At 42.1% G+C, this 20,378-nt stretch carries 23 protein-coding genes; 21 read left to right on the top strand and 2 right to left on the bottom strand.

From position 1 onward, the window contains the following. Positions 1 to 36: 36 nt before the first annotated feature. Genes DQ356_RS02580 through DQ356_RS02600 form a run of 5 tightly spaced genes read left to right on the top strand, consistent with a single transcriptional unit; the run spans position 37 to position 3,543 of the window. Positions 37 to 612, top strand: a complete 576-nt coding sequence (locus DQ356_RS02580) for a DUF1599 domain-containing protein (RefSeq protein ID WP_114302913.1) — start codon at positions 37 to 39, stop codon at positions 610 to 612. 10 nt (positions 613 to 622) lie between these two features. After that, positions 623 to 1,702, top strand: a complete 1,080-nt coding sequence (locus tag DQ356_RS02585; protein WP_114302914.1) for a BT_3928 family protein — start codon at positions 623 to 625, stop codon at positions 1,700 to 1,702. Between the two features lie 16 nt (positions 1,703 to 1,718). Next, complete coding sequence (locus DQ356_RS02590; RefSeq protein ID WP_114302915.1) at positions 1,719 to 2,072, top strand: tellurite resistance TerB family protein; 354 nt, start codon at positions 1,719 to 1,721, stop codon at positions 2,070 to 2,072. Between the two features lie 39 nt (positions 2,073 to 2,111). Next, positions 2,112 to 2,873: a triose-phosphate isomerase gene (gene tpiA, locus DQ356_RS02595; protein ID WP_114302916.1), complete on the top strand. Its 762-nt coding sequence runs from the start codon at positions 2,112 to 2,114 to the stop codon at positions 2,871 to 2,873. Positions 2,874 to 2,880: 7 nt separating this feature from the next. Continuing rightward, positions 2,881 to 3,543, top strand: a complete 663-nt coding sequence (locus DQ356_RS02600) for a hypothetical protein (protein WP_126723223.1) — start codon at positions 2,881 to 2,883, stop codon at positions 3,541 to 3,543. 74 nt (positions 3,544 to 3,617) lie between these two features. Here the strand turns inward: DQ356_RS02600 and clpP are convergent, their stop codons facing one another. Together clpP and dnaG are read right to left on the bottom strand one after the other, a co-directional pair. Next, on the bottom strand, positions 3,618 to 4,301 hold the full coding sequence (gene clpP, locus DQ356_RS02605) for an ATP-dependent Clp endopeptidase proteolytic subunit ClpP (RefSeq protein ID WP_114302918.1): 684 nt from the start codon (positions 4,299 to 4,301) through the stop codon (positions 3,618 to 3,620). Positions 4,302 to 4,364: 63 nt separating this feature from the next. After that, positions 4,365 to 6,281, bottom strand: a complete 1,917-nt coding sequence (gene dnaG / locus DQ356_RS02610; RefSeq protein WP_114303140.1) for a DNA primase — start codon at positions 6,279 to 6,281, stop codon at positions 4,365 to 4,367. A gap of 53 nt (positions 6,282 to 6,334) precedes the next feature. Here dnaG and tsaE point away from each other — a divergent pair, with 53 nt between their 5' ends. The 16 genes from tsaE to DQ356_RS02695 all read left to right on the top strand — a co-directional run bounded on the left by tsaE (position 6,335) and on the right by DQ356_RS02695 (position 20,374). Continuing rightward, entirely contained in the window at positions 6,335 to 6,769 is a 435-nt protein-coding gene (gene tsaE, locus DQ356_RS02615) for a tRNA (adenosine(37)-N6)-threonylcarbamoyltransferase complex ATPase subunit type 1 TsaE (protein ID WP_228420609.1), read from the top strand. A 35-nt stretch (positions 6,770 to 6,804) separates the two neighbouring features. Then, positions 6,805 to 7,998 (top strand): alanine dehydrogenase, encoded by a 1,194-nt coding sequence (locus DQ356_RS02620; RefSeq protein ID WP_114302919.1) that lies wholly within the window; start codon positions 6,805 to 6,807, stop codon positions 7,996 to 7,998. Continuing rightward, a complete protein-coding gene (locus DQ356_RS02625) occupies positions 7,998 to 8,372 on the top strand; it encodes a hypothetical protein (RefSeq protein ID WP_114302920.1) in 375 nt (124 codons plus the stop codon). Before DQ356_RS02620 ends, DQ356_RS02625 begins: the two co-directional genes overlap by 1 nt. Before the next feature lie 773 nt (positions 8,373 to 9,145). Then, positions 9,146 to 9,529, top strand: coding sequence for a hypothetical protein (locus DQ356_RS02635; RefSeq protein WP_114302922.1), 384 nt, complete (start codon positions 9,146 to 9,148; stop codon positions 9,527 to 9,529). A 24-nt stretch (positions 9,530 to 9,553) separates the two neighbouring features. After that, positions 9,554 to 10,177: a DUF3347 domain-containing protein gene (locus DQ356_RS02640; RefSeq protein WP_114302923.1), complete on the top strand. Its 624-nt coding sequence runs from the start codon at positions 9,554 to 9,556 to the stop codon at positions 10,175 to 10,177. Between the two features lie 14 nt (positions 10,178 to 10,191). Next, positions 10,192 to 11,475 carry an efflux RND transporter permease subunit gene (locus DQ356_RS11390; RefSeq protein WP_089819482.1) on the top strand — a complete coding sequence of 428 codons (1,284 nt, stop codon included), beginning with the start codon at positions 10,192 to 10,194 and terminating at the stop codon, positions 11,473 to 11,475. A 2-nt stretch (positions 11,476 to 11,477) separates the two neighbouring features. Then, entirely contained in the window at positions 11,478 to 13,436 is a 1,959-nt protein-coding gene (locus tag DQ356_RS11395; RefSeq protein WP_114302924.1) for an efflux RND transporter permease subunit, read from the top strand. Positions 13,437 to 13,454: 18 nt separating this feature from the next. After that, on the top strand, positions 13,455 to 14,702 hold the full coding sequence (locus tag DQ356_RS02655; protein WP_114302925.1) for a TolC family protein: 1,248 nt from the start codon (positions 13,455 to 13,457) through the stop codon (positions 14,700 to 14,702). After that, positions 14,699 to 15,949 carry an efflux RND transporter periplasmic adaptor subunit gene (locus DQ356_RS02660; protein WP_228420610.1) on the top strand — a complete coding sequence of 417 codons (1,251 nt, stop codon included), beginning with the start codon at positions 14,699 to 14,701 and terminating at the stop codon, positions 15,947 to 15,949. Before DQ356_RS02655 ends, DQ356_RS02660 begins: the two co-directional genes overlap by 4 nt. A gap of 11 nt (positions 15,950 to 15,960) precedes the next feature. Continuing rightward, the gene (locus DQ356_RS02665; RefSeq protein WP_114302926.1) at positions 15,961 to 17,166 is read left to right on the top strand and encodes an efflux RND transporter periplasmic adaptor subunit; all 1,206 of its coding nucleotides are present in this window, start codon (positions 15,961 to 15,963) and stop codon (positions 17,164 to 17,166) included. Position 17,167: 1 nt separating this feature from the next. Continuing rightward, positions 17,168 to 17,629, top strand: a complete 462-nt coding sequence (locus tag DQ356_RS02670; RefSeq protein ID WP_114302927.1) for a heme-binding domain-containing protein — start codon at positions 17,168 to 17,170, stop codon at positions 17,627 to 17,629. A gap of 118 nt (positions 17,630 to 17,747) precedes the next feature. Continuing rightward, positions 17,748 to 18,317 (top strand): helix-turn-helix domain-containing protein, encoded by a 570-nt coding sequence (locus tag DQ356_RS02675; RefSeq protein WP_114302928.1) that lies wholly within the window; start codon positions 17,748 to 17,750, stop codon positions 18,315 to 18,317. A 333-nt stretch (positions 18,318 to 18,650) separates the two neighbouring features. Further along, positions 18,651 to 18,902, top strand: coding sequence for a heavy-metal-associated domain-containing protein (locus DQ356_RS02680; protein ID WP_059344219.1), 252 nt, complete (start codon positions 18,651 to 18,653; stop codon positions 18,900 to 18,902). A 229-nt stretch (positions 18,903 to 19,131) separates the two neighbouring features. Continuing rightward, complete coding sequence (locus tag DQ356_RS02685) at positions 19,132 to 19,473, top strand: four-helix bundle copper-binding protein (protein ID WP_059333872.1); 342 nt, start codon at positions 19,132 to 19,134, stop codon at positions 19,471 to 19,473. Positions 19,474 to 19,544: 71 nt separating this feature from the next. Beyond that, positions 19,545 to 19,793: a YncE family protein gene (locus DQ356_RS02690; protein WP_147267608.1), complete on the top strand. Its 249-nt coding sequence runs from the start codon at positions 19,545 to 19,547 to the stop codon at positions 19,791 to 19,793. Between the two features lie 74 nt (positions 19,794 to 19,867). Continuing rightward, positions 19,868 to 20,374, top strand: coding sequence for a YncE family protein (locus DQ356_RS02695; RefSeq protein ID WP_166413043.1), 507 nt, complete (start codon positions 19,868 to 19,870; stop codon positions 20,372 to 20,374). Positions 20,375 to 20,378: the final 4 nt, after the last annotated feature.

Consider the following 20,378-nt stretch of genomic DNA (forward strand, 5'->3'; position numbering starts at 1 on the left):
GGGCAAATTTGTTATCTTTGGAAATCAAGAATAGCTATGACGAAAACCTCTGTACAGTTCGATAAAGTGATTGCGGAATGCCGAGATCTCTTCAGCAAGAAAATGCAAGATTACGGTGCTGCATGGCGGGTTTTGCGCCCAAGCTCGATTACGGATCAGCTTTATATTAAGGTGAATCGAATCAGGACGCTGCAGATGACGGATAAAAAAATGGTGGATGAAAGCGAACATACCGAGTTTATCGCCATTGTAAATTATGCGATTATCGGATTAATTCAGATAGAAAAAGGGTTAAGCGAAACGCTGAATGAAAATCCCAGCGAAATCATGAAACTTTATGATCATTATGCGCAGGAATCCAAAAACCTCATGGAAAGAAAAAATCATGATTATGGCGAAGCCTGGCGCGATATGCGGATTTCTTCCATCACGGATTTGATTTATCAGAAAGTCCTGCGAACCAAACAGATTGAGGACAATGCCGGTTCAACTTTAGTTTCAGAAGGAATAGATGCCAACTATTTTGATATGCTGAACTATGCCGTTTTCTGCCTCATCAAGTTTTCTGAGGAAACCGAAATACAAAATCTTTCACAATCCGTTTCACCTTAATTCTTTTACCATGATCACCACTATTCTGCGTTATCTTATTGCGCTCATCTTTATCGCTTCCGGTTTTGTAAAGGCAGTCGATCCGGTCGGTTTCTCCTTTAAGTTGGAGGAATATTTCTCTCCCGGAGTATTCAATATGCCTTTTCTGGAATCCTTCGCATTACCGCTTGCCATTTTGGTCTGTTTTGTAGAAGTCGTTCTGGGCCTCATGCTTTTGCTGAAATTTAAGCTAAGATTGACGCTCATCCTGTTAATTGCACTTTGCGTTTTCTTTGGCTTTCTGACATTTTATTCCGCTTATTTCAATGTAGTGACTGACTGCGGATGTTTCGGAGACGCCCTCAAAATGACGCCTTGGCAAAGTTTTTGGAAAGACATTGCTCTTCTCATCGGCTTGTTGATCCTTTGGTTTACAACCCGTAAACAACCGGAAACTGAAGAAAAAAATAATTTTAGGTTAATGATTTTAGGGTTAGGCATTGCCATCACCGTTTTCTACCTATACAGCGGCATCCGCCACGAACCGTTGATTGATTTCAGGGCTTATAAAATCGGAACTAATCTGAATGCGGAAAAACAAAAAATTGCTGAAAACCCTTCTGTGTATAAAACATTTTATGTGCTGAAAAACACCAAAACCGGAGAAGAAAAAAAGGTAAATCAAGATGATTACGTGAACGATAAAACCTTTTGGGAAGAAGGAACGCCCTGGGAAATTCAGGAAGACAAATCAACCTCCGAAATCACGCATCAGGGTTATGCTTCCGAAATCAGCAAACTCAGGATTGAAGATCTTCAGGGAAATGATATTACCGATACTATTTTAAAAGCTGAAAAAGCTGTTTTAGTATTCAGTTACCATCCGAAAACCCTGACTCCTGAAGAAGTTTCGCAGGCGGTTCAGGTTATTCAGAGCCATCCCTTTTCTTATGGAATTTCGACACATCCGGACACGTTCCCGAATGTTCCGAATGCAATGCTGGACGGAACTGCCATTAAAACCATTGCGCGAAGCAACCCTTTTGTGCTGACGCTCGAAAAAGGAATTATTAAAGATAAAAAATCACTTCAGGACTATTTAAATAAATAAGAATAAAAAATACATTATGCAAAAATCCAATAAACCCATTGCCGGCTATCATCTTCTCATGATTCTTTCAGCTGTTGACAATGAATTTTCACCGGAAGAAGGAATGAAAATACAGGAATATCTGGCTGAGGAATTTCCTTTCCGGATGAACCTAGACAACGAACTGGACACCATTGCGACCCTGAAACCTGAGGAATGGAAAGACCATTTTGAGTTTCATGCAAGATGCTTCATGGACGATTCTACCGCAGAAGAAAGAGACAGTTTCATCAGTTTTGCAAAATCACTCATCAAAGCAGATGAAGAAGTGAGCGAAGACGAACACCGATTTTACAAGCTGTTGAAAAACCTCTGGAATCTGGATTCATAAAATAATTAAAAAACCGAATTTGTAAAAAAACTTAAAATAATGAGAAGAAAAATTGTAGCCGGAAACTGGAAAATGAACAAAAATGTTATTGAAGCGCAACAGCTGATGTTTCAGTTACTGGAGTATCAAAAAAGTAATGCCGTGAACTGCGAAGTATGGATTGCTCCGCCGTCGCTTTATTTGATGATGGCAAAAGACCTGTACGAAAACGATGAAATCGGAGTGTTTGCCCAAGATGTAAGTGAACATGAAAAAGGAGCCTACACCGGAGAAATTTCTGCCGATATGCTGGAATCCATCGATGCTGAAGGAAGCCTTATCGGACACAGCGAACGCAGACAGTACCACGGCGAAACCGATTCGCACTGCAACAGAAAAATAAAAATAGTTCTGGAGAAAGGAATGATTCCAATATATTGCAACGGCGAAACTTTGGAACAAAGAAAATCCGGCAAACATCTGGAAGTCGTGAAGAATCAGACTGAAACAGCACTCTTCACCCTTTCTGCAGAGGAAATTAAAAAGGTAGTCATCGCTTATGAACCTGTTTGGGCCATCGGAACCGGAGAAACGGCAACTCCTGAACAGGCGCAGGAAATTCACGCACACATCCGCAGCCTTATCGCTGCAAAATACGGACAGGAAGTGGCGGATGAAATTTCCATTTTATACGGCGGTTCTGTGAAGCCTGACAATGCGAAAGAAATCTTCTCTCAACCCGATATTGACGGCGGCCTGATTGGCGGTGCAGCTTTAAATATTGATGATTTCGCAAAGATTATTGAAGGATTTAACGCTTAATTTTCTCATGAAAAAAGTAATTCTTCTCCCAGCGCTTCTCATCGGAACGCTTTTGTTTTCGCAGACGAATATCCCTAAAACCTCATCGAAAGGAAGGATATTAACATCCACAGATGTAAATATAAATTATACTCAGCTGGTTTATGAAAAAGGAAAGGTCACCTTTTTTAATTATGAAACCGGAAAAGAGGAATTTCTGTACGACAGTTCTATAAAAAGTATTTCTGATGAAGAAACAGGGAGTGAATTCTCTGTTCCGAAAACTGAATATACTCTCGCGAGCCCTGCCATAACACAGCCTTCAGAAAGTTATCTGATCAAAAATGACTTTGTTAACAATGCAGATTATATTAAAGCCAAAAAACTGAGTCAGTTAGGCACCGGATTCCTTGTGGGTGGTGGCGCCTGTTTTCTGGTAGGTGGTATTCTGAATTTATCTTCATCCTCGAGCCAAACAGTAAATGAAGTGAACCAGAAAGCTGAAGCGAAAGGAAGTCCGATTCCGTTGATTATTGGATTGGCGGGAATGGGAGCGGGATTGGTAATGAAAGTTTCGGGAAATTCTAAAATGAAGAAAATTAAAAATAATTCCGCTTTTATCATAAAACCTGCCACAGAATACTTTGTTGTTACCAACGGCGATGGTGTCGGGATTAAAATGAAATTTTAACATTATATCAATGTATACTATAAACAAAAAAAGAACGCAAAATCGCGTTCTTTTTTTATACCAGATAAAGTATTCTATTTCTCTTTTTTTCTTTCCAGAACTTCATCTACCATTCCCATTTCTTTGGCTTCAGTAGAGGTCATCCAATAGTCACGATCCGACGCTTTTTCTACCCATTCATAGGTTTGCCCGGAATGCTGTGCAAGAATTTCATAAAGTTCTTTTTTCAATTTAAGCATTTCGCGAAGATTAATTTCCATATCAGAAGCCACACCATGTGCACCACCGCTCGGCTGATGAATCATCACTCTGGAATGCTTCAGTGCGGAACGTTTTCCTTTTTCGCCTGCAACCAGCAAAACAGCTCCCATGGAAGCCGCCATTCCGGTACAGATGGTGGCTACATCAGGTTTGATGATCTGCATGGTATCATAAATTCCAAGTCCGGCATATACACTTCCTCCCGGAGAATTAATATAAATCTGAATATCTTTTGACGGATCTGAACTTTCTAGGAAAAGCAATTGTGCCGTAACGATATTAGCGACCTGATCGTCAATTCCGGTTCCTAGGAAAATAATGCGGTCCATCATCAGTCTGGAAAAAACATCCATTTGGGCAACATTCAGCCTTCTTTCTTCCATAATGTACGGCGTAAGGTTCGTAGGGGAAAAAGCTCCCATATATTGGTCGGTGGCAAGGCCGCTGTTTCCAAGGTGTTTTACAGAGAAATCTCTGAAATCTTTTTTAATGTCCATATAAAGTTATTTAATATCTTCTGATTTTCAAAAACTGTTCCCCTTTCAAAGACAGTCAAAATGTCATAAAATTCTGTATAATTCTGCATCCATTTCTTTGCGGAGTTCATTCAGTTTCATCATCATTACATACTGTTCGGTATTATCGGTTTCCGCCTTCAGGCTTTCTTTTATTTCCTGAATCATGCTCACCACATATTCCCTTTTATGGCGGATCATGGTATCGCTGATGAGTTTGGGAAGCACTTCCTCCTCCTTGCTGAAAAAAATATTATGCTTGCTCCAGTCGCTGATTTCATAAGGTTCCAAAAGCGCATTGGCTACTTTCACGGTCAGTTCTTCATCCATCAAAGTAAAGAAAAAACTTCCCGAACGCAGTTCATTTTTTTCAATTCCTTCCTGTATTTCCCGGATAATTTTTTCATTTATTGGCGACTGTATTTTGTAATCGTCTTCCTCAAAATGAGCCAGAACCTCTTCTATCACGGTGATGGTGTACGGTGTGCCGTCTTCAGTTTCTCTGTTCAGCACTTGTGCTCCGTATTTCAGCATAAGTTCTATCAGTTTTTCTTCCAGAACCAACAGCGGCTGGACCGAAATCGCCTGTTTGGGAACTACTTCAAGTTTCGGAGAAGGCCTGGATTCTTCCCTTTTGTACTGCTGTTGCTGAACCTGTTTTTGTAAACCCAGTTCATTGAAAAGGCTTTGTTCGCTTAATCCAAACCGGGAAGAAACCTCCTTCAGATAGATTTCCTGTTTCAGCGCATTGGGAACACACGCTACCGATTTTACAATATCCCGAATCGCTTCTCCTTTTCGGATCGGATCGGTGTTGGCTTCCTGGAGAAGCACTTCCGCTTTGAAATCGATGAAATCCCGGGCTTGTTCCGCAATATACTGTTCTACATATTCCTGAGGATGTTTTCCGGAAAAACTGTCAGGATCGTCTCCATCTGGAAATAATACGATGCGGATATTCATTCCTTCCGAAAGCAACATATCAATGCTCCGGAAACTGGCTTTAATTCCTGCTGCATCGCCATCAAAAAGAATGGTGACATTTTCGGTGAGCCGTTTGATGAGTTTAATTTGTTCTGTAGTCAGCGCGGTTCCGGAACTGGAAACCACATTCTGAATTCCGTTTTGGTGAAGGGCGATCACGTCCATATACCCTTCCACCAGCAAACAGAGATTCTGTTTGGAAATGGCCTGTTTACTGAAATTCAATCCGTAAAGAACATTGGATTTGTGATAAATTTCGGTTTCAGGAGAGTTTAAATATTTCGCAGCTTTGGCATTATTCTTCAGAATTCTTCCTCCGAAACCCAAAACTCTGCCGGAAAAACTGTGAATCGGAAAGATGACCCGCTCGCGAAATCTGTCGATTCCGTACGATGCGTTTTCAGGAAAAACAGAAAGGCCTGATTTTTCAATAATCTCTTTGCTATAGCCTTTTTCCAGAGCGTATTCGGTGAAGGCATTCTTTTTTTCCGGAGAATACCCCAGCTGAAATTTCCGGATAATATCGTCCGGAAGGCCGCGTTCTTTAAAATAGGAAAGCCCGATCAGCCGGCCTTCTTCGGTTTCATGAAGTTGTTCCTGAAAAAAACTCTGAGCAACCTCATGAATTTTATAAAGCTGGTCCCGTTCAGACTGCGCCATTTTCTGCTCTTCCGTCTGTTCCTGAATGGTTTCCTCAATTTCAATTCCGTACTTTTTTGCTGCATGCCGCAATGCTTCGGGATAGGTAAAGCTTTCGATTTCCATTAAAAATGAAATGGCAGTTCCGCCCTTTCCTGTAGAAAAATCTTTCCAGATCTGCTTGGAAGGAGACACAACAAAACTCGGGGTTTTCTCGTCCTGAAAAGGGCTGAGCCCTTTGAAATTGGAACCTGCGCGCTTCAGTTGTACATATTCACCAATAATTTCTTCCACCCGGATGGCGGAGAAAATTTTATCGATGGTCTGTTTGGAAATCATGGGGTAAAAATAACAATTAGTTTCCAAAGCCATCATAAAATCCTTATTTTTGGATGAAAATAAAACGTTCTGATTCTATGAAAACGTTCACCATTACGTCGCCTGAAGAATGGCAGGAAGTTGTTGCTGAAGTTCTGCCTGAACTGCAATATCCGGTTCTTCTTCTCAAAGGAAATCTGGGCGCAGGAAAAACAACCTTCACGCAGTATTTACTGAAAGCATTGGGAAGTTCAGATGACGTTTCTTCGCCCACGTATGCTATTGTGAACGAATATCATACACCGAAAGGCTTGATTTTTCATTTTGATCTGTATCGGATGAAAGACGTAAGCGAAGTGTACGACATTGGAATGGATGAATATCTGGATCAGGCCTTTTTGTGTATTATTGAATGGCCGGAGATTTATGAAGACGAACTGCAGCACTTGCCGCATCACATGATGACGATTGAAAATTCGGACGGCAGCCGCACCATAATTTTTGAATAGTGTATCTTTGTATCTGATGATTTTAATTTAAAAAAATGAGCAGCGGAACTATTTTCACCCCTTTCAAGGAGGAAGAACTGATGCCTTTGGAAGAAAAGCTGGAGGTGGTTCGGAGAGAACCGAAGTTCAGCATTGGCGTTCCGAAAGAAACGTGCCTGGAAGAGCGTCGAACCTGTCTCACTCCCGATGCCGTTCAGGTGTTGGTTCAGCACGGACACGAGGTCATCATTGAATCTGAAGCGGGTTCCGGTTCCTTTTTTACCGATCAGCAGTATGCCGATGCCGGTGCACGGATTACTTCAGATCCTAAAGAAGCATTCGGCCAGAATTTGGTGATGAAAATCAATCCGCCGACGTTTGATGAAATTGATTTTCTGAAACCCAATGCGCATCTTATTTCTGCGCTTCAGATCAATCTTCGCGATGCTTCTTATTTCCTGAAACTGGCAGAAAAAAAAATCAACGCTATTGCTTTTGAATTTATTTCCGATGAATACAGCCAATTGCCTTTGGTGAGGCTTATTGGCGAGATTGCAGGTACGGCTTCTGTTCTTTACGCTTCTGAACTTCTGGCACTGTCTAACGGCAATATGCTGGGTGGAGTCACCGGCGTTCGCCCGGCGGAAGTCGTGATTATCGGAGCCGGAATTGTAGGTGAATTTGCCGTAAAAGCAGCTTTAGGACTGGGAGCGAGTGTTAAGGTTTTCGACAATTCGCTTTCCAAACTTCGCAGGCTTCACATGATGATTGACGGTAGGGTTCCTACTTCCATTATCGATCCTAAAGAACTATCGAAAAGCATACGGCGGGCTGATGTACTGATTGCCGCTTTGCCCGAAGCAAGCCGGGTTCCCGTGGTGACCGAAGATATGGTGCTTAAAATGAAAAAAGGAAGTGTGATCATCGACGTGACGGTGGATTATGGAAATCTGGTAGAAACTACGGAAATTACAACACTTACCGATCCTTACTTTATAAAACATGATGTTATTCACTGCGGACTGCCGAATCTTACGTCGAGAATTCCGCGGACGACCAGCAAAGCGATCTCCAATTTCTTCCTGAGTTATCTTTTGGGATACGACAAAGAAGGAAGTATTGAAAATATATTCATGCATAAAAGCGAAATGAAACAGAGCTTGTACATGTACAAGGGGCGTCATACAAAAAAAATCATCTGCGACCGCTTCGGGCTGCCTTATCACGATATCAACTTATTACTTTTTTAATGTTAAGAAAATTCAAATTCTACCTCATCGGCCTTGTACCAGGGCTTCTCATTGTTTTTTTCATCCTGAATCAGAAAGGGGCAAGCTGTAGTGGCTACCTTCCGAACAGCCGCGTTATTGCTGAAACGCTGAGCAAGGATTTTTCTTATTCTGAAGATTTTCAAACAGAAATGAAGACACTCAATATCGACGAAAAATTCCTGAAAGACAGCATCATCACCAAAGGTTTTGTAGATTTTGAAAGGAGCAATGCCCAAAAAAAGCCCTGCCCCGATTATCTTTTGCATTATCCTGAAAAAAATCCCCGCTTTGAAATCACCTTCGAGAAGTGTTCCGAGAAAGTAACTTTTCAGACGGTGAAGAAAGTGAGGTGACGACTTTTTACCTTGAGACTGGAGATCATTTTTATTAAAATCATGGTTAAAAGAATATTGCTTCAGAAATAATTCTTACATTTGTAATGTTTTACATTATAATGCACGGAAATTTTAAAATACTATTGCTTTCCCTCACACTCGCGTTATTTCTGGCACCGGGGATCTCCTTAGCTTGCAGCAAAAAGGAGAAGCAGGTTTTTAAAACCCAGTCACAAAGTAAAACTCACATTAAACAATCCTGTACTACAATTCATTCCCATTCCGAAACGGTCATTAAACAGTCTTTTCCGGCAATGCAACCGTCTTGCGATAGTACCGATTGTAAGGATGAATGTTGTCATCCCAAATCTCACAATTGCCAAACGGAAGGTTGCTCAGGAAACTGCAGTGGCAATCTTTGTGGATCTGCACAATATACTGTATTATCCGACAGCAGATTTTTAGAAGATTCCAGAAATGAAGTACTCGGTTACTATGACAGTAATTCTAATTTTTATTATCACAACCCTAAGTATTCCGGTGGGTTCCATACCATCTGGCAACCCCCTAAAATAGGTTAATCCATTCCTTGTACAGCCTAAAATATGTTTGGTCGTAAAGTTTTGATACTTTATCCAGAATTATTTTATGGTGAATTCCGTTGAGAACTCCCCTTTCTTTCAAAAGTCGCACTTCTGCCCAGTTTATGGTAAGCACACTTTTAAGAAACGAATGTTCACTAACGGCTTCCTGAAAAGTAAGCGCATCATCAATCTTTAACCTATAATTTAATGAAGAATATTCTTTTGGGAATACTGGCTTTTGCATCGGTATTTCTCGTTTCCTGCAACAATTCAAAAGCCGAAAATACACAAATCGCGGTCGCAAAGTTCACCACGGGCGATATTGTTCCGCACGATCAGGTATGTATGGTAAACAACGCCTATATGGGTAAAAAACAACTCGAAGTACAGCACGAAGGTAAAACGTATTACGGCTGCTGTGAAAACTGCCAACTGAGAATTCCGGAGGAAGAAAATGCCCGCATGGCCTATGACCCGATATCAAAAAAACTTATTGATAAAGCCACTGCTATTATTGCGATCTCGGATAAAAACGACAACGTTGTTTACTTCGAAAATAAAACAAACTACGAAACCTTTTTTAATAAATAAAATAATCTTTAAACTTATAAAATAATGAAAACAGTACTATTCAGCCTTTTGGCAATCGGCACATTTGCACTTACTTCCTGCAAAGAAAACAAAGAACATAAAAACACCACTGATACAACCATGCAACACGATATGAGCACAATGTCTGACAGTCCAGCGATGGACAATATGGAAATGAATAAAGAGGTAACCGTAAGCGAAGCAAAAAAAACTTCCGCTGACCTCACGGAGCTTTATTCTCATTACACCCACCTTACATTCGCGTTGTCCGGTGATGATGATAAGGAAGCGGTAAGTGCAGCAAAAGGAATCTTGGCGTCCTTTCCCAAAATAGACAAAATCGGTTTTTCCGCTGAACAGAAGAAAGAATTTGCGGAACTGGAAGCCAGCATCCGGGAACACGCCGAGCACATTGCAGATAACGCCGGAAAGATTGATCATCAGCGCGAACATCTGGATTTAATGAGTGCAGATTTTTACGACCTGCTGAAAGATTTCGGAACTCCAAAACCGGTGTACAAAGTATTTTGTCCAATGTATAACGATAACAAAGGCGCTTTTTGGCTTAGCGATTCACGTGAGGTGAAGAATCCTTATTACGGCAAAGAAATGCTTTCATGTGGCGAGGTTCAGGAAGAAATTAAGTAAAACCGTACAGAACCATGATTCAAAATTTAATCAAACTGTCCCTCCGCAACAGGTATTTCGTGTTGCTGATAGCAATCGGCCTTTTTATCTGGGGTATTTTTGCGGTAAGGGACAATCCCATCGATGCCATTCCGGATCTGAGCGAGAACCAGGTCATCGTTTTTACGGAGTGGATGGGCAGAAGTCCCCAGATCATTGAAGATCAGGTGACTTTCCCGCTGGTCAGCAACCTTCAGGGAATTCCGAAAATTAAGAACATCCGCGCCTCTTCCATGTTTGGGATGAGCTTCGTGTATGTTATTTTCGAAGATAACGTGGACATTTACTGGGCCAGAACCCGGGTAATGGAACGGCTTAACTATGCCCAGCGTTTACTCCCGCAAGACGTTACGCCTACTCTCGGACCGGATGGCACCGGTGTAGGTCACGTCTTCTGGTATCATTTCGATGCACCCAAAATGGATTTGGGAGACCAGCGTGCCCTTCAGGACTGGTATGTAAAGTTTGCGCTTCAGACGGTTCCCGGTGTGGCGGAAGTAGCCTCCTTTGGCGGCTTCGAAAAACAGTACCAACTCATTGTAGATCCTGTAAAACTCCAGTACTATAACGTATCCCTCATGGATGTCATGAACAAAGTGAAAGCCAACAATAATGATGTGGGCGGACGTAAATTTGAGATGGCCGATATGGCCTATATCATTCGCGGCCTGGGTTATATCAAGAACGTAGCCGATATCGAAGAAATTGCTTTGGGAAATTACAACGGAATTCCTGTGCGGGTTAAAGACATTGGTTCTGTACAGATGGGTGGTGATTTGCGTCTGGGTATTTTTGATGCAGACGGTGAAGGCGAAGTTGTGGGCGGTATCGTAGTGGCAAGGTATGGCGAAAATGCAGATAAGGTCATCAACGATGTGAAAGAGAAAATGAAGGACGTTGAAAAAGGACTCCCTGAAGGTGTCACCTTCAAGACATCGTACGACCGCAGTACCCTTATTGAAGGGGCAATAGACAATATCAAAACCAAGCTGATCGAAGAGATCATCGTGGTCGCTATCATTGTTATTCTGTTCCTGTTCCACTGGCGAAGTGCATTCAGTATCATTATTCAGATTCCGGTCACCATTGCCATCAGCTTTATTCTGCTCAATGCGTTTGGACTTTCATCCAACATCATGTCGCTTACCGGAATTGCACTTGCAATCGGGGTGATTGTAGATAACGGAATTATTATGTCTGAAAATGCGTATAAAAATCTTTCGGATTGGCAGAACCATCAACAAAATAAAAACCCATAACAATGAAGACCAACTGGTTTAAAAATATATTCAGAAAAAAGGATAAGGAGAAAGACAGTTACGTTAAAATTCCAGAAGATATTAGGATGAAGATTATTGAAAAATCGTCCTTACAGGTATCCAGAGGCGTCTTTTTTTCAACAGTGATCATCGTGGTTTCTTTTCTCCCAGTATTTATGTTGACGGGGCAGGAAGGTAAACTTTTTCACCCCCTAGCGTTTACCAAAACCTTTATCCTGATCGTTGATGCAATCCTGGTGCTTACCCTTGCACCGGTGCTGATCTCCTTTTTTATGAAAGGAAAATTTAAGGACGATAATAAAAACCCAATAAACAGGGGCTTGGAAAGGGTGTACGAACCGCTTATCAGATGGTGCATGAAATGGAAAAAAACGACGCTTGGCATTAATATTTTGGCCCTGCTCATCAGTATTCCAATGATTATGAACCTCGGGCGTGAATTTATGCCGCCTTTGGATGAAGGATCCCTGCTCTTTATGCCGGTAACCCTGCCCGATATTTCGAACTCTGAGGCCAAAAGATTACTGCAGGTGCAGGATAAAATCATTAAAGGAGTTCCGGAAGTGGATCATGTCCTTGGAAAAGCTGGAAGAGCCAACACGGCGACGGATAATTCACCCATCTCCATGATTGAAACCATTATTTTGTTGAAACCGCAAAGCGAATGGCGCGAGGGCAAAACAAAAGATGATCTCATCAATGAGCTGAATGCCAAACTGCAGATTCCAGGCGTAACCAATGGCTGGACCATGCCGATTTCCAACCGAATCAATATGCTTTCAACCGGGATCAGAACGGATGTGGGCGTAAAAGTATACGGACAGAACCTGGACAGTATTGCCGTCCTTTCAGAAAAGATTAAAAAGGAACTCACAGGAATTGAAGGGATCAAGGACATGTATGTCGAACCGATTACCGGCGGAAAATATGTGGACATTCAAGTGAAACGCGAAGAAGTAGGAAGATACGGGCTAAGCGTGGATGATGTAAATGCAGTCGTAGAAAGTGCCCTTGGCGGAATGAAACTAACCACCACCGTCGAAGGCCGACAGCGATTCTCGGTAAACGCCAGGTACGGCCAGGATTTCAGAAATAATCTGGAGTCACTGAGAAGACTGCCTATGCAGACCATGGAATTTGGTTCCATCCCACTGAGTGCAGTGGCGGACATCCGCCTTACAGAAGGTCCACCAATGATTAATTCTGAAAATGCCATGTTACGCGGAACTGTTCTGTTCAACGTCCGTGATCGGGATTTAGGCAGTACCGTAGCAGAAGCACAGAAAAAACTCAACAGCATGGTCACCAAAATGCCTAAAGGCTATTTCGTGGAATGGAGCGGCCAGTATGAAAACCTGATTCGGGGTGAGCAGACCTTAAAAATGATTATGCCACTGGTATTGGTCGTGATTTTCCTCTCCATGTATTTTGCATTCAATTCTTACCGCGAAGCTTTTTTTAATCTCATCAGTATTCCTTTTGCATTAATCGGGGGCGTTTTTATGATTTCGATTTGGGGGGTGAACCTTTCCGTAGCAGTAGCAGTAGGATTTATTGCCCTATTCGGACTTGCGGTGGAAACCGGAATCGTGATGGTCATCTACCTGAACGACGCCATGGTTCAGCTTATTGCAAAAAATGGCAACTCAAGGGAGACCATCACCAATGAAGAACTTCGTGAATATGTCATTCATGGTGCAGCCAAAAGATTAAGACCAAAGATTATGACGGTTTGCGTGACCCTCTTCGGGCTTGTACCCATCCTGTGGAGCCACGGCGTGGGAAGTGATATGATGAAACCAATCGTATTGCCGATGGTTGGTGGTGTTTTCACTTCGGCCATTCACATCCTTTTGGTAACACCAATTATCTTTTATATGCAGAAGGAATGGGAACTGAACAAACTAGGGAAAATTGACGTCCTCGACGCTGCCCATTAATCCTTAAATGATTACAAAATGAAAAAATTAATAATAACAGCAGTACTGGCCTTCCTTTACACTACCATTGATGCTCAGCAAATGTCCCTGCCCGCAGTAATGGACAGTATCGCAGCCAACCATCCGGTGGTAAAAATGTACAATGCCGAAATCCGGTCAATGGATGCTGCCGCAAAAGGAGCAAGAAGCTGGATGCCTCCAACCGTAGGAGCAGGTTTCTTCATGACGCCCTATAATGCAAAACTCTGGCAGCGCGACGGCGATATGCTCGGCATGGGCTCAGTAGCAGTTTCGGTGGAACAGATGTTTCCTAACAGAAAGAAACTCAACGCCAACGAAAATCTGATGAAGGCAATGTCTGCTGTAGAAAAGGAAAAACTTTATGCCGCCCTCAATGAAAACTTTCAGGATGCAAAAAAACTGTATTACAGTTCCATTGTCCTGGATAAAAAGCTGAAGGTCGTTAAGGAAAACGAAAAGATGCTGGACTTTATGATTAGAAACGCCGAAATCCGGTACAAAAACGGACTTTCCAAAATATCCGCCTATTACAAAGCCAAAGCGGCCCTCGGAAGTTCAAAAAACATGCAGCTCATGTATGAGAATGACCTGCGCGTCAACCGCATCCGGTTGAATGCCCTCATGGGAAGAGACGCGTTCGCACCGCTGGAGATTGAGCCCGAATACAACCTGAATGACTACTCTCTCGAGACTTTTGGTCAGGATCTCTTTTATCAGAACAGAAGTGATCTCCGCGGCATCGACCGGGAAATCAATATTGCCAAACTGAAGCAGGATCTGGAAAAACAGAATCTGAGACCGGAATTCGGCGTTAAGTTCGAAAATATGTTCGGTTTTGGTGGCCAGCCCATGCAGTTTTCTCTGATGCTGATGGCAAAGCTGCCGTTTGTTTCGTGGGCTTCGGGCATGAATAAAGCCAATATTGAAAGCCTCAAACTGAAAGAAGAAGCCTTGCAGGCACAGAAAGAAATGATGGTGAACGAATACAGTGGAATGGCCTACGGAATGCGCAATGAACTGGACCTGAATAAAAATCAGCTCAAACTCTATGAAGACACCATCATTCCAGCTTTAAAAAACAACTACAAATCCATGCAGTTGGGCTACGAGCAGAATACGGAAGAACTCTTCATGTTGTACGATGCCTGGGAACAGCTGAATATGACCCAATTGGAATATTTCGAGATCCTGACCAAAGCACTGCAGACGCAAACTGAAATTGACCGCTTAATTGAAAGAAGATGAGAAAAATTATAATATTCACTATGCTTTTATTTGGTTTGACGGCGTGTGACAAAGTTAAGTTCTGGGAAGATAAGCACTCGGCAGAAGCTGCAATGCATACTTATACCTGTCCGATGCACCCGGAAGTGATCTCAGACAAACCCGGTCAGTGTCCCAAATGTGGGATGGATTTGGTCCTGAAAGATGCCCCTGAAAAAAAGGAAGAGGGGATTAAACTCGACGATCTGCTGAAACCAACCAATGAATTTGTAGTGTCGGAACAGCCCGTAATAAAAGTAAAAAGAGAAAACATACCCACCACGGTTGATGCTTTAGGGACGGTAGAATACGATACTCGACAGATTGGCAGTATTTCCTCACGCGTTGCGGGCCGTATCGAGAAACTCTATGTGCGGTATAAATACCAGAAAGTGTCGAAAGGGCAGCGTATTTTAGATATATACAGCCCGGAACTTTTAACCGCACAGCAAAACCTGCTCTTCGTTATTAAAAATGACCGCTCAAACAAAACAATGATCGATGCTTCACGCCAGAAACTCCTTCTTTTGGGAATGCCGGCTTCACAGATACAGAAAGTCATCCAGCGAGGGAAACCTGATCTAACAGTTCCGGTTTTCAGCAATTACAGCGGACACATTCAGCAGGCAGGATCGGCCGGAAGCATGGGGTCATCACCACAATCTGCACCCGCAATGGCTTCAAATACGGCAGCCACCGCTGAACTACCCCTAAAAGAGGGAATGTATCTCCAGAAAGGACAGAATATTTTCAGTGTCTACAATCCCAACAGAACCTGGGCCCTGATCAATATTTTCTCTGAAGACATTGCATTGGTCAGCAAAGGACAGTCAGTCATGATCATCCCGGAAGCCAATCCTGAAAATCGCTTCAAAGGAATCATCGGTTTTATTGAACCCTTTTTCAGGCAGGGCAGCAAAACCGTAACAGCGCGCGTCTATTTTGATAATTCCACCGCAAAAATTCCTGTCGGAAGTCAGGTTAAAGCGGAGATTATGAGCCACAACAGAATGGCAGATTGGCTGCCGAAATCAGCGGTGGTTTCTTTGGGGATTGATAAAATTGCGTTCAAAAAAGTTGAAGGCGGTTTTATTGCCCACAAGGTTGTTACCGGCGCGGTGGTAGGCGATAAAATTCAGATCGTCAGTGGTTTGCTTCCTGAAGATGGAGTTGCCGAAAATGCACAGTACCTGATGGACAGCGAAAGTTTCATAAAAATTAACAGATAAAAATTGATAAGATGAAATTTAATATTTTAATGCTGGCCTTGCTGGTTTTTCTTTACTCCTGTAAAAAGGAGGAAGATCCGCATGCCGGCCACGATATCTACTACACCTGTTCCATGCACCCGCAGGTAGTCTCCGATAAACCCGGAAAATGCCCCATTTGTCACATGGATTTGGTGCCTGTCGAGAAGAAAAAGAATGCTGATCCCAATGAAATTATCTTGAATGACGAGCAGGTTAAACTTGGGAATATCAAAACAGTCGCGCTATCTGATGGGTCTATGGCCGACAAACTTACCCTGACTGGAACACTCAATTTTAATCAGTACCAAATGCAGGCAGTAAGTTCCAGAGTAATGGGCAGAGTTGAACGGTTGTATTATAAAAACATTGGCGATTTTGTTCCGAAGGGGGCGCCGTTGGTCGATATTTACAGTGAAGAACTCAATAATGCAAAGCAGGAATATTTGCTGGCATTAGAAAGACGCAAGCTGTTCGTCGGTAATACTTCCATTGATTTTGATCAGTTGCTCCAAAGTTCCCGCAACAAGCTTTATTTATGGGGAATGTCCGAAAGCCAGATCAAACAGCTGGAAAGATCAGGAAAAGCCACGCCCACCACTACCGTGTTCAGCAATGCAGCCGGGTACATCACCGATCTGAGCATTGCTGAAGGTGATTATCTTGCGGAAGGCGGCACCATCGTGAATCTGGCAGATCTTTCATCGCTTTGGGCAGAGGCGCAGGTGTATTCTTCCCAAATGGCTCTCCTTCAGAAAGACAGCAAGGTCACCGTATATATTCCCGATCTGGATAATTTGAAGATTAATGGGAAGGTTGATTTTACAAACCCTGAAATAAGCGCCTCCAGCAGGATAAATCTGGTTTGCATTTCCGTGCCCAACAAAGGAAATCTGCTGAAACCCGGCATGCCGGTATATGTTCTTGTGGAAAACAAATCACGTGATGGACTTTCAATGCCTGTAGATGCGGTGATCAGGGATGGGAAATCCTCCACCGTCTGGGTGAAAACAGCGAAGAACACTTTCGTAAACAGAATGGTGGAAACAGGTCTGGAATATGAAGACAGAATAGAAATCACATCCGGAATTAAGGCGGGGGACGAAGTAGTGGTTTCCGGGGCCTATCTGCTGAACAGTGAATACATATTCAAGAAAGGAGTCGATCCGATGGCAGGTCACGATATGAGCACCATGTAATATGAGAAAATTGAATATCATAGGTTGGCTGTCGGTGATAGTAGTGGCGGTTGTTTTAACCATTCAATTCATACCGGTGGAGCGTAATGTCTCCACCGTGCCGGCAGGTCAAAGTTTTGAAAGAACCGAAAAGGTGCCCGCCAACGTGGCTGCAATCCTTAAAGTTTCCTGCTATGACTGTCATTCAAATAATACCCGTTATCCCTGGTATTCGGAATTACAGCCGGGCGCGTGGTTCATGGCCCGGCATATTAAAAAAGGCAAAGAAGAACTCAATTTTGATGAGTTCAATAATTATTCAAAAAGACGCAAAAAAGCAAAAATAAAAAGCATCATCAGCCAGATTGAAAAAGATGAAATGCCTTTAAAATCTTACCGCATGATGCACGGAAACGCCAGATTATCAGCAGATAAAAAAAAAGAACTGTTAGATTTTTTTCGTGACAACGAATATAGTAAGTAACGCAGAACATCAGAAATTACCCTCGACTTTGGTCTTTAGAGTATCAGAAATGGCCGTTTAAAATAAAAAAGGATCGGAAAATACCATGCTGTAGAATCAACAAATTAATAACAACGTGATGAAATTAAATATTAAAAACATGGTTTGCAGCCGTTGCCTAAAAGTGCTTAAGCAAGAGCTTGAAGAACTGGAGGTTAACGTTTCGTCAATTGAACTTGGAGTATTGGTAATCGACGAGACGGCCGGTAATCATAATGAAATTATGGAGAAAATTGAAAGCGTTCTCCATACCAATAAATTTGAAATAATCCATAGTCCAGAGGAAGTGCTCGTCGAAAAAATTAAACATTTTTTGCTTTGTAAAATAGAAGAGCTCCCTCTTGATTCCACAGTAAACCTATCTCAAACTTTAAGCGCAGAGTTCAACCATGAATATAAATCATTGAGCAAGCTGTTCTCGCACCTTGAAAATACAACAGTGGAAAAGTATTTTATTAATTTAAAAATAGAGAAAGTAAAACAACTTATTCAGCTCAGGCAGTACACCTTTTCAGAGATAGGGCATCTCCTGGATTACAGCAGCGTAAACCATCTTTCGAGACAGTTTAAAGAAGTTACCGGAGAGAGCATGACGGAGTACAAAAATGCTGAACTATCCAATCGGAGACCCTATGATGAAATTAGTTAACCTTAGAACTTAGGCGTATGAAATTATAAATAGGAAATAGTTGCGAAATAGAAACGGCAATCACAGGGACGTTTGCGCAACTCTCGATAAACTTCAGGTATAGTTTTGATGTTACTTGGCCTTTTTTTCAAAGCGAAATTATATAGAAACTAACGAAAATTATGCAGAACATCCGTTTAAGAAACTTGTACTTTTACAGTAGTAATTACAACCAGCTCGCTTTCAAAAAACTATTTTATTGCAACACGAGTTTGGCCAAGTAAGGCTCACAGAACGTATTGTAAAACGGATAGTTGGAAAGTAACAATATATAAAAGAATAAAATCAAACAAAATGAAACAACAAATTGAAATAACAGGAATGTCCTGCGAAGGCTGCGTTAAAAATGTCGAAAAAGCGTTGAAAGAAATTGATGGCGTACAGAATGTAAAAGCGAGTCTGCATCCACCACGCGCAGTTATTGAAGCAGAGAAATCGATTAATACAGCGCAGTTAACGCAAGCCTTGGCGAAAGTAGGTTATAGTATTGCCGGCGCTTCCGTAGATGAGAATTTAAAAAAGTCTGGTGGCTCCTGTTGCTGTTGAAAAGTATGAACTGCGCGGGCAAGTATAATGTTAGTACGATGTGAACGATAACGGTAGAAATGCTCCGCTGAAAACTAAGTAAAAGAAGCAAATAAATTTTTTAAAAAAATCAAAGTAGCCAGCAATAGCTTGCCTGATCAAACGCACTTATGATTGCGACAGGATCAGCGCAGGAACTGCATATTTATTGAAAAAACCAACCTATTTATTAACATAAAAACCAACAATTATGACAGGTTATCACACGTACCAAAGTTGTATTGAAGCATGTTTAAAATGTGCTGCAATATGTAATCACTGTGCTTCATCATGCACTGAGGAAGAAGATGTAAAAATGATGGCGAGATGCATTCAGTTAGACATGGAATGCGCAGCGATCTGCTATGCCTCAGCACAGTTAATGAGCCTCGGCAGCGACAAAGCAAAAGAAATTTGCCGCATTTGTGCCGACATCTGTGAAGCATGTGCTGCAGAATGTGAAAAACATGCACAACATGGAATGGATCATTGCCGTGAATGTGCAGAAGCTTGTAGAAAATGCGCCGAAGAATGCCGGAAAATGGCAGCGTAATTTAAAACGGGTGGTGATTTTAATGATTGCCACTCTTTTTATCTACATCCTAACGACCAAATTATGTGCAGGTGGCCCCCAATGGAAAATCTGTTTGGGTGGCGCCAGCAGGTATGCACAGCAGTAAAACAAATTACTTAATAGTTATTGACCCAAACAGCGGTACAATAAAAGAGCGTGTGCTGTTAGGTAAAGATCTACACGTGGCCCATGTGGTTTTAGACGATCAATCAAAGAATGCATTTGTAACCGCAGGTGAAACGAATGAAGTCATACAAGTAGATGCAACGACCTATCAAGTGGTACGCAATTTAATTTAGGAGAAAAACATGCACCTCATGGCTTACGCTACGCTAATGGCAAATTGTATGTAGCCAATATGGACGGAAAAAGTATGTCTGTCATTACTATAGCTGATGGTAAAGTAACTGATATCCCTCTTGGTGGTATAGCTCCACAGGTAGCCGTTACCCGTGACGATAAATTTGTTTTCGTCTCTTTGTACGATACAAAAGAGGTGATACAGTATGACCTTAAAAATGGCCAAATAATAAGAATACCATTACCTGGCACCGCTCAGGGCCCTATTCAGTTGTACGCAACCCCGGATAGTAAATTACTTTATGTAGCAGACCAGGGTGAACTCTTGGGCAGGCCGGTTTCAAACGAGGTTTATGTAATAGACATACCAAACGCAAAAGTGATAAGTACCATTAAAGTTGGTAAGAAGGCTCACGGTGTAGTAGTAAGCAACGATGGTAAATCAGTTTTTGTAACAAATACTATAGATAATACCGTTTCTGTGATTGATGTGGCAAGTCAAAAAGTGATCCACACAATCCCGGTTGGCAAAGGCCCTAATGGAATAAGCTATTGGTTTGAAACTGGTGGAATGCCATAAACAG

This window comes from Chryseobacterium lacus (assembly GCF_003336205.1).
Lineage (GTDB): Bacteria > Bacteroidota > Bacteroidia > Flavobacteriales > Weeksellaceae > Chryseobacterium_A > Chryseobacterium_A lacus.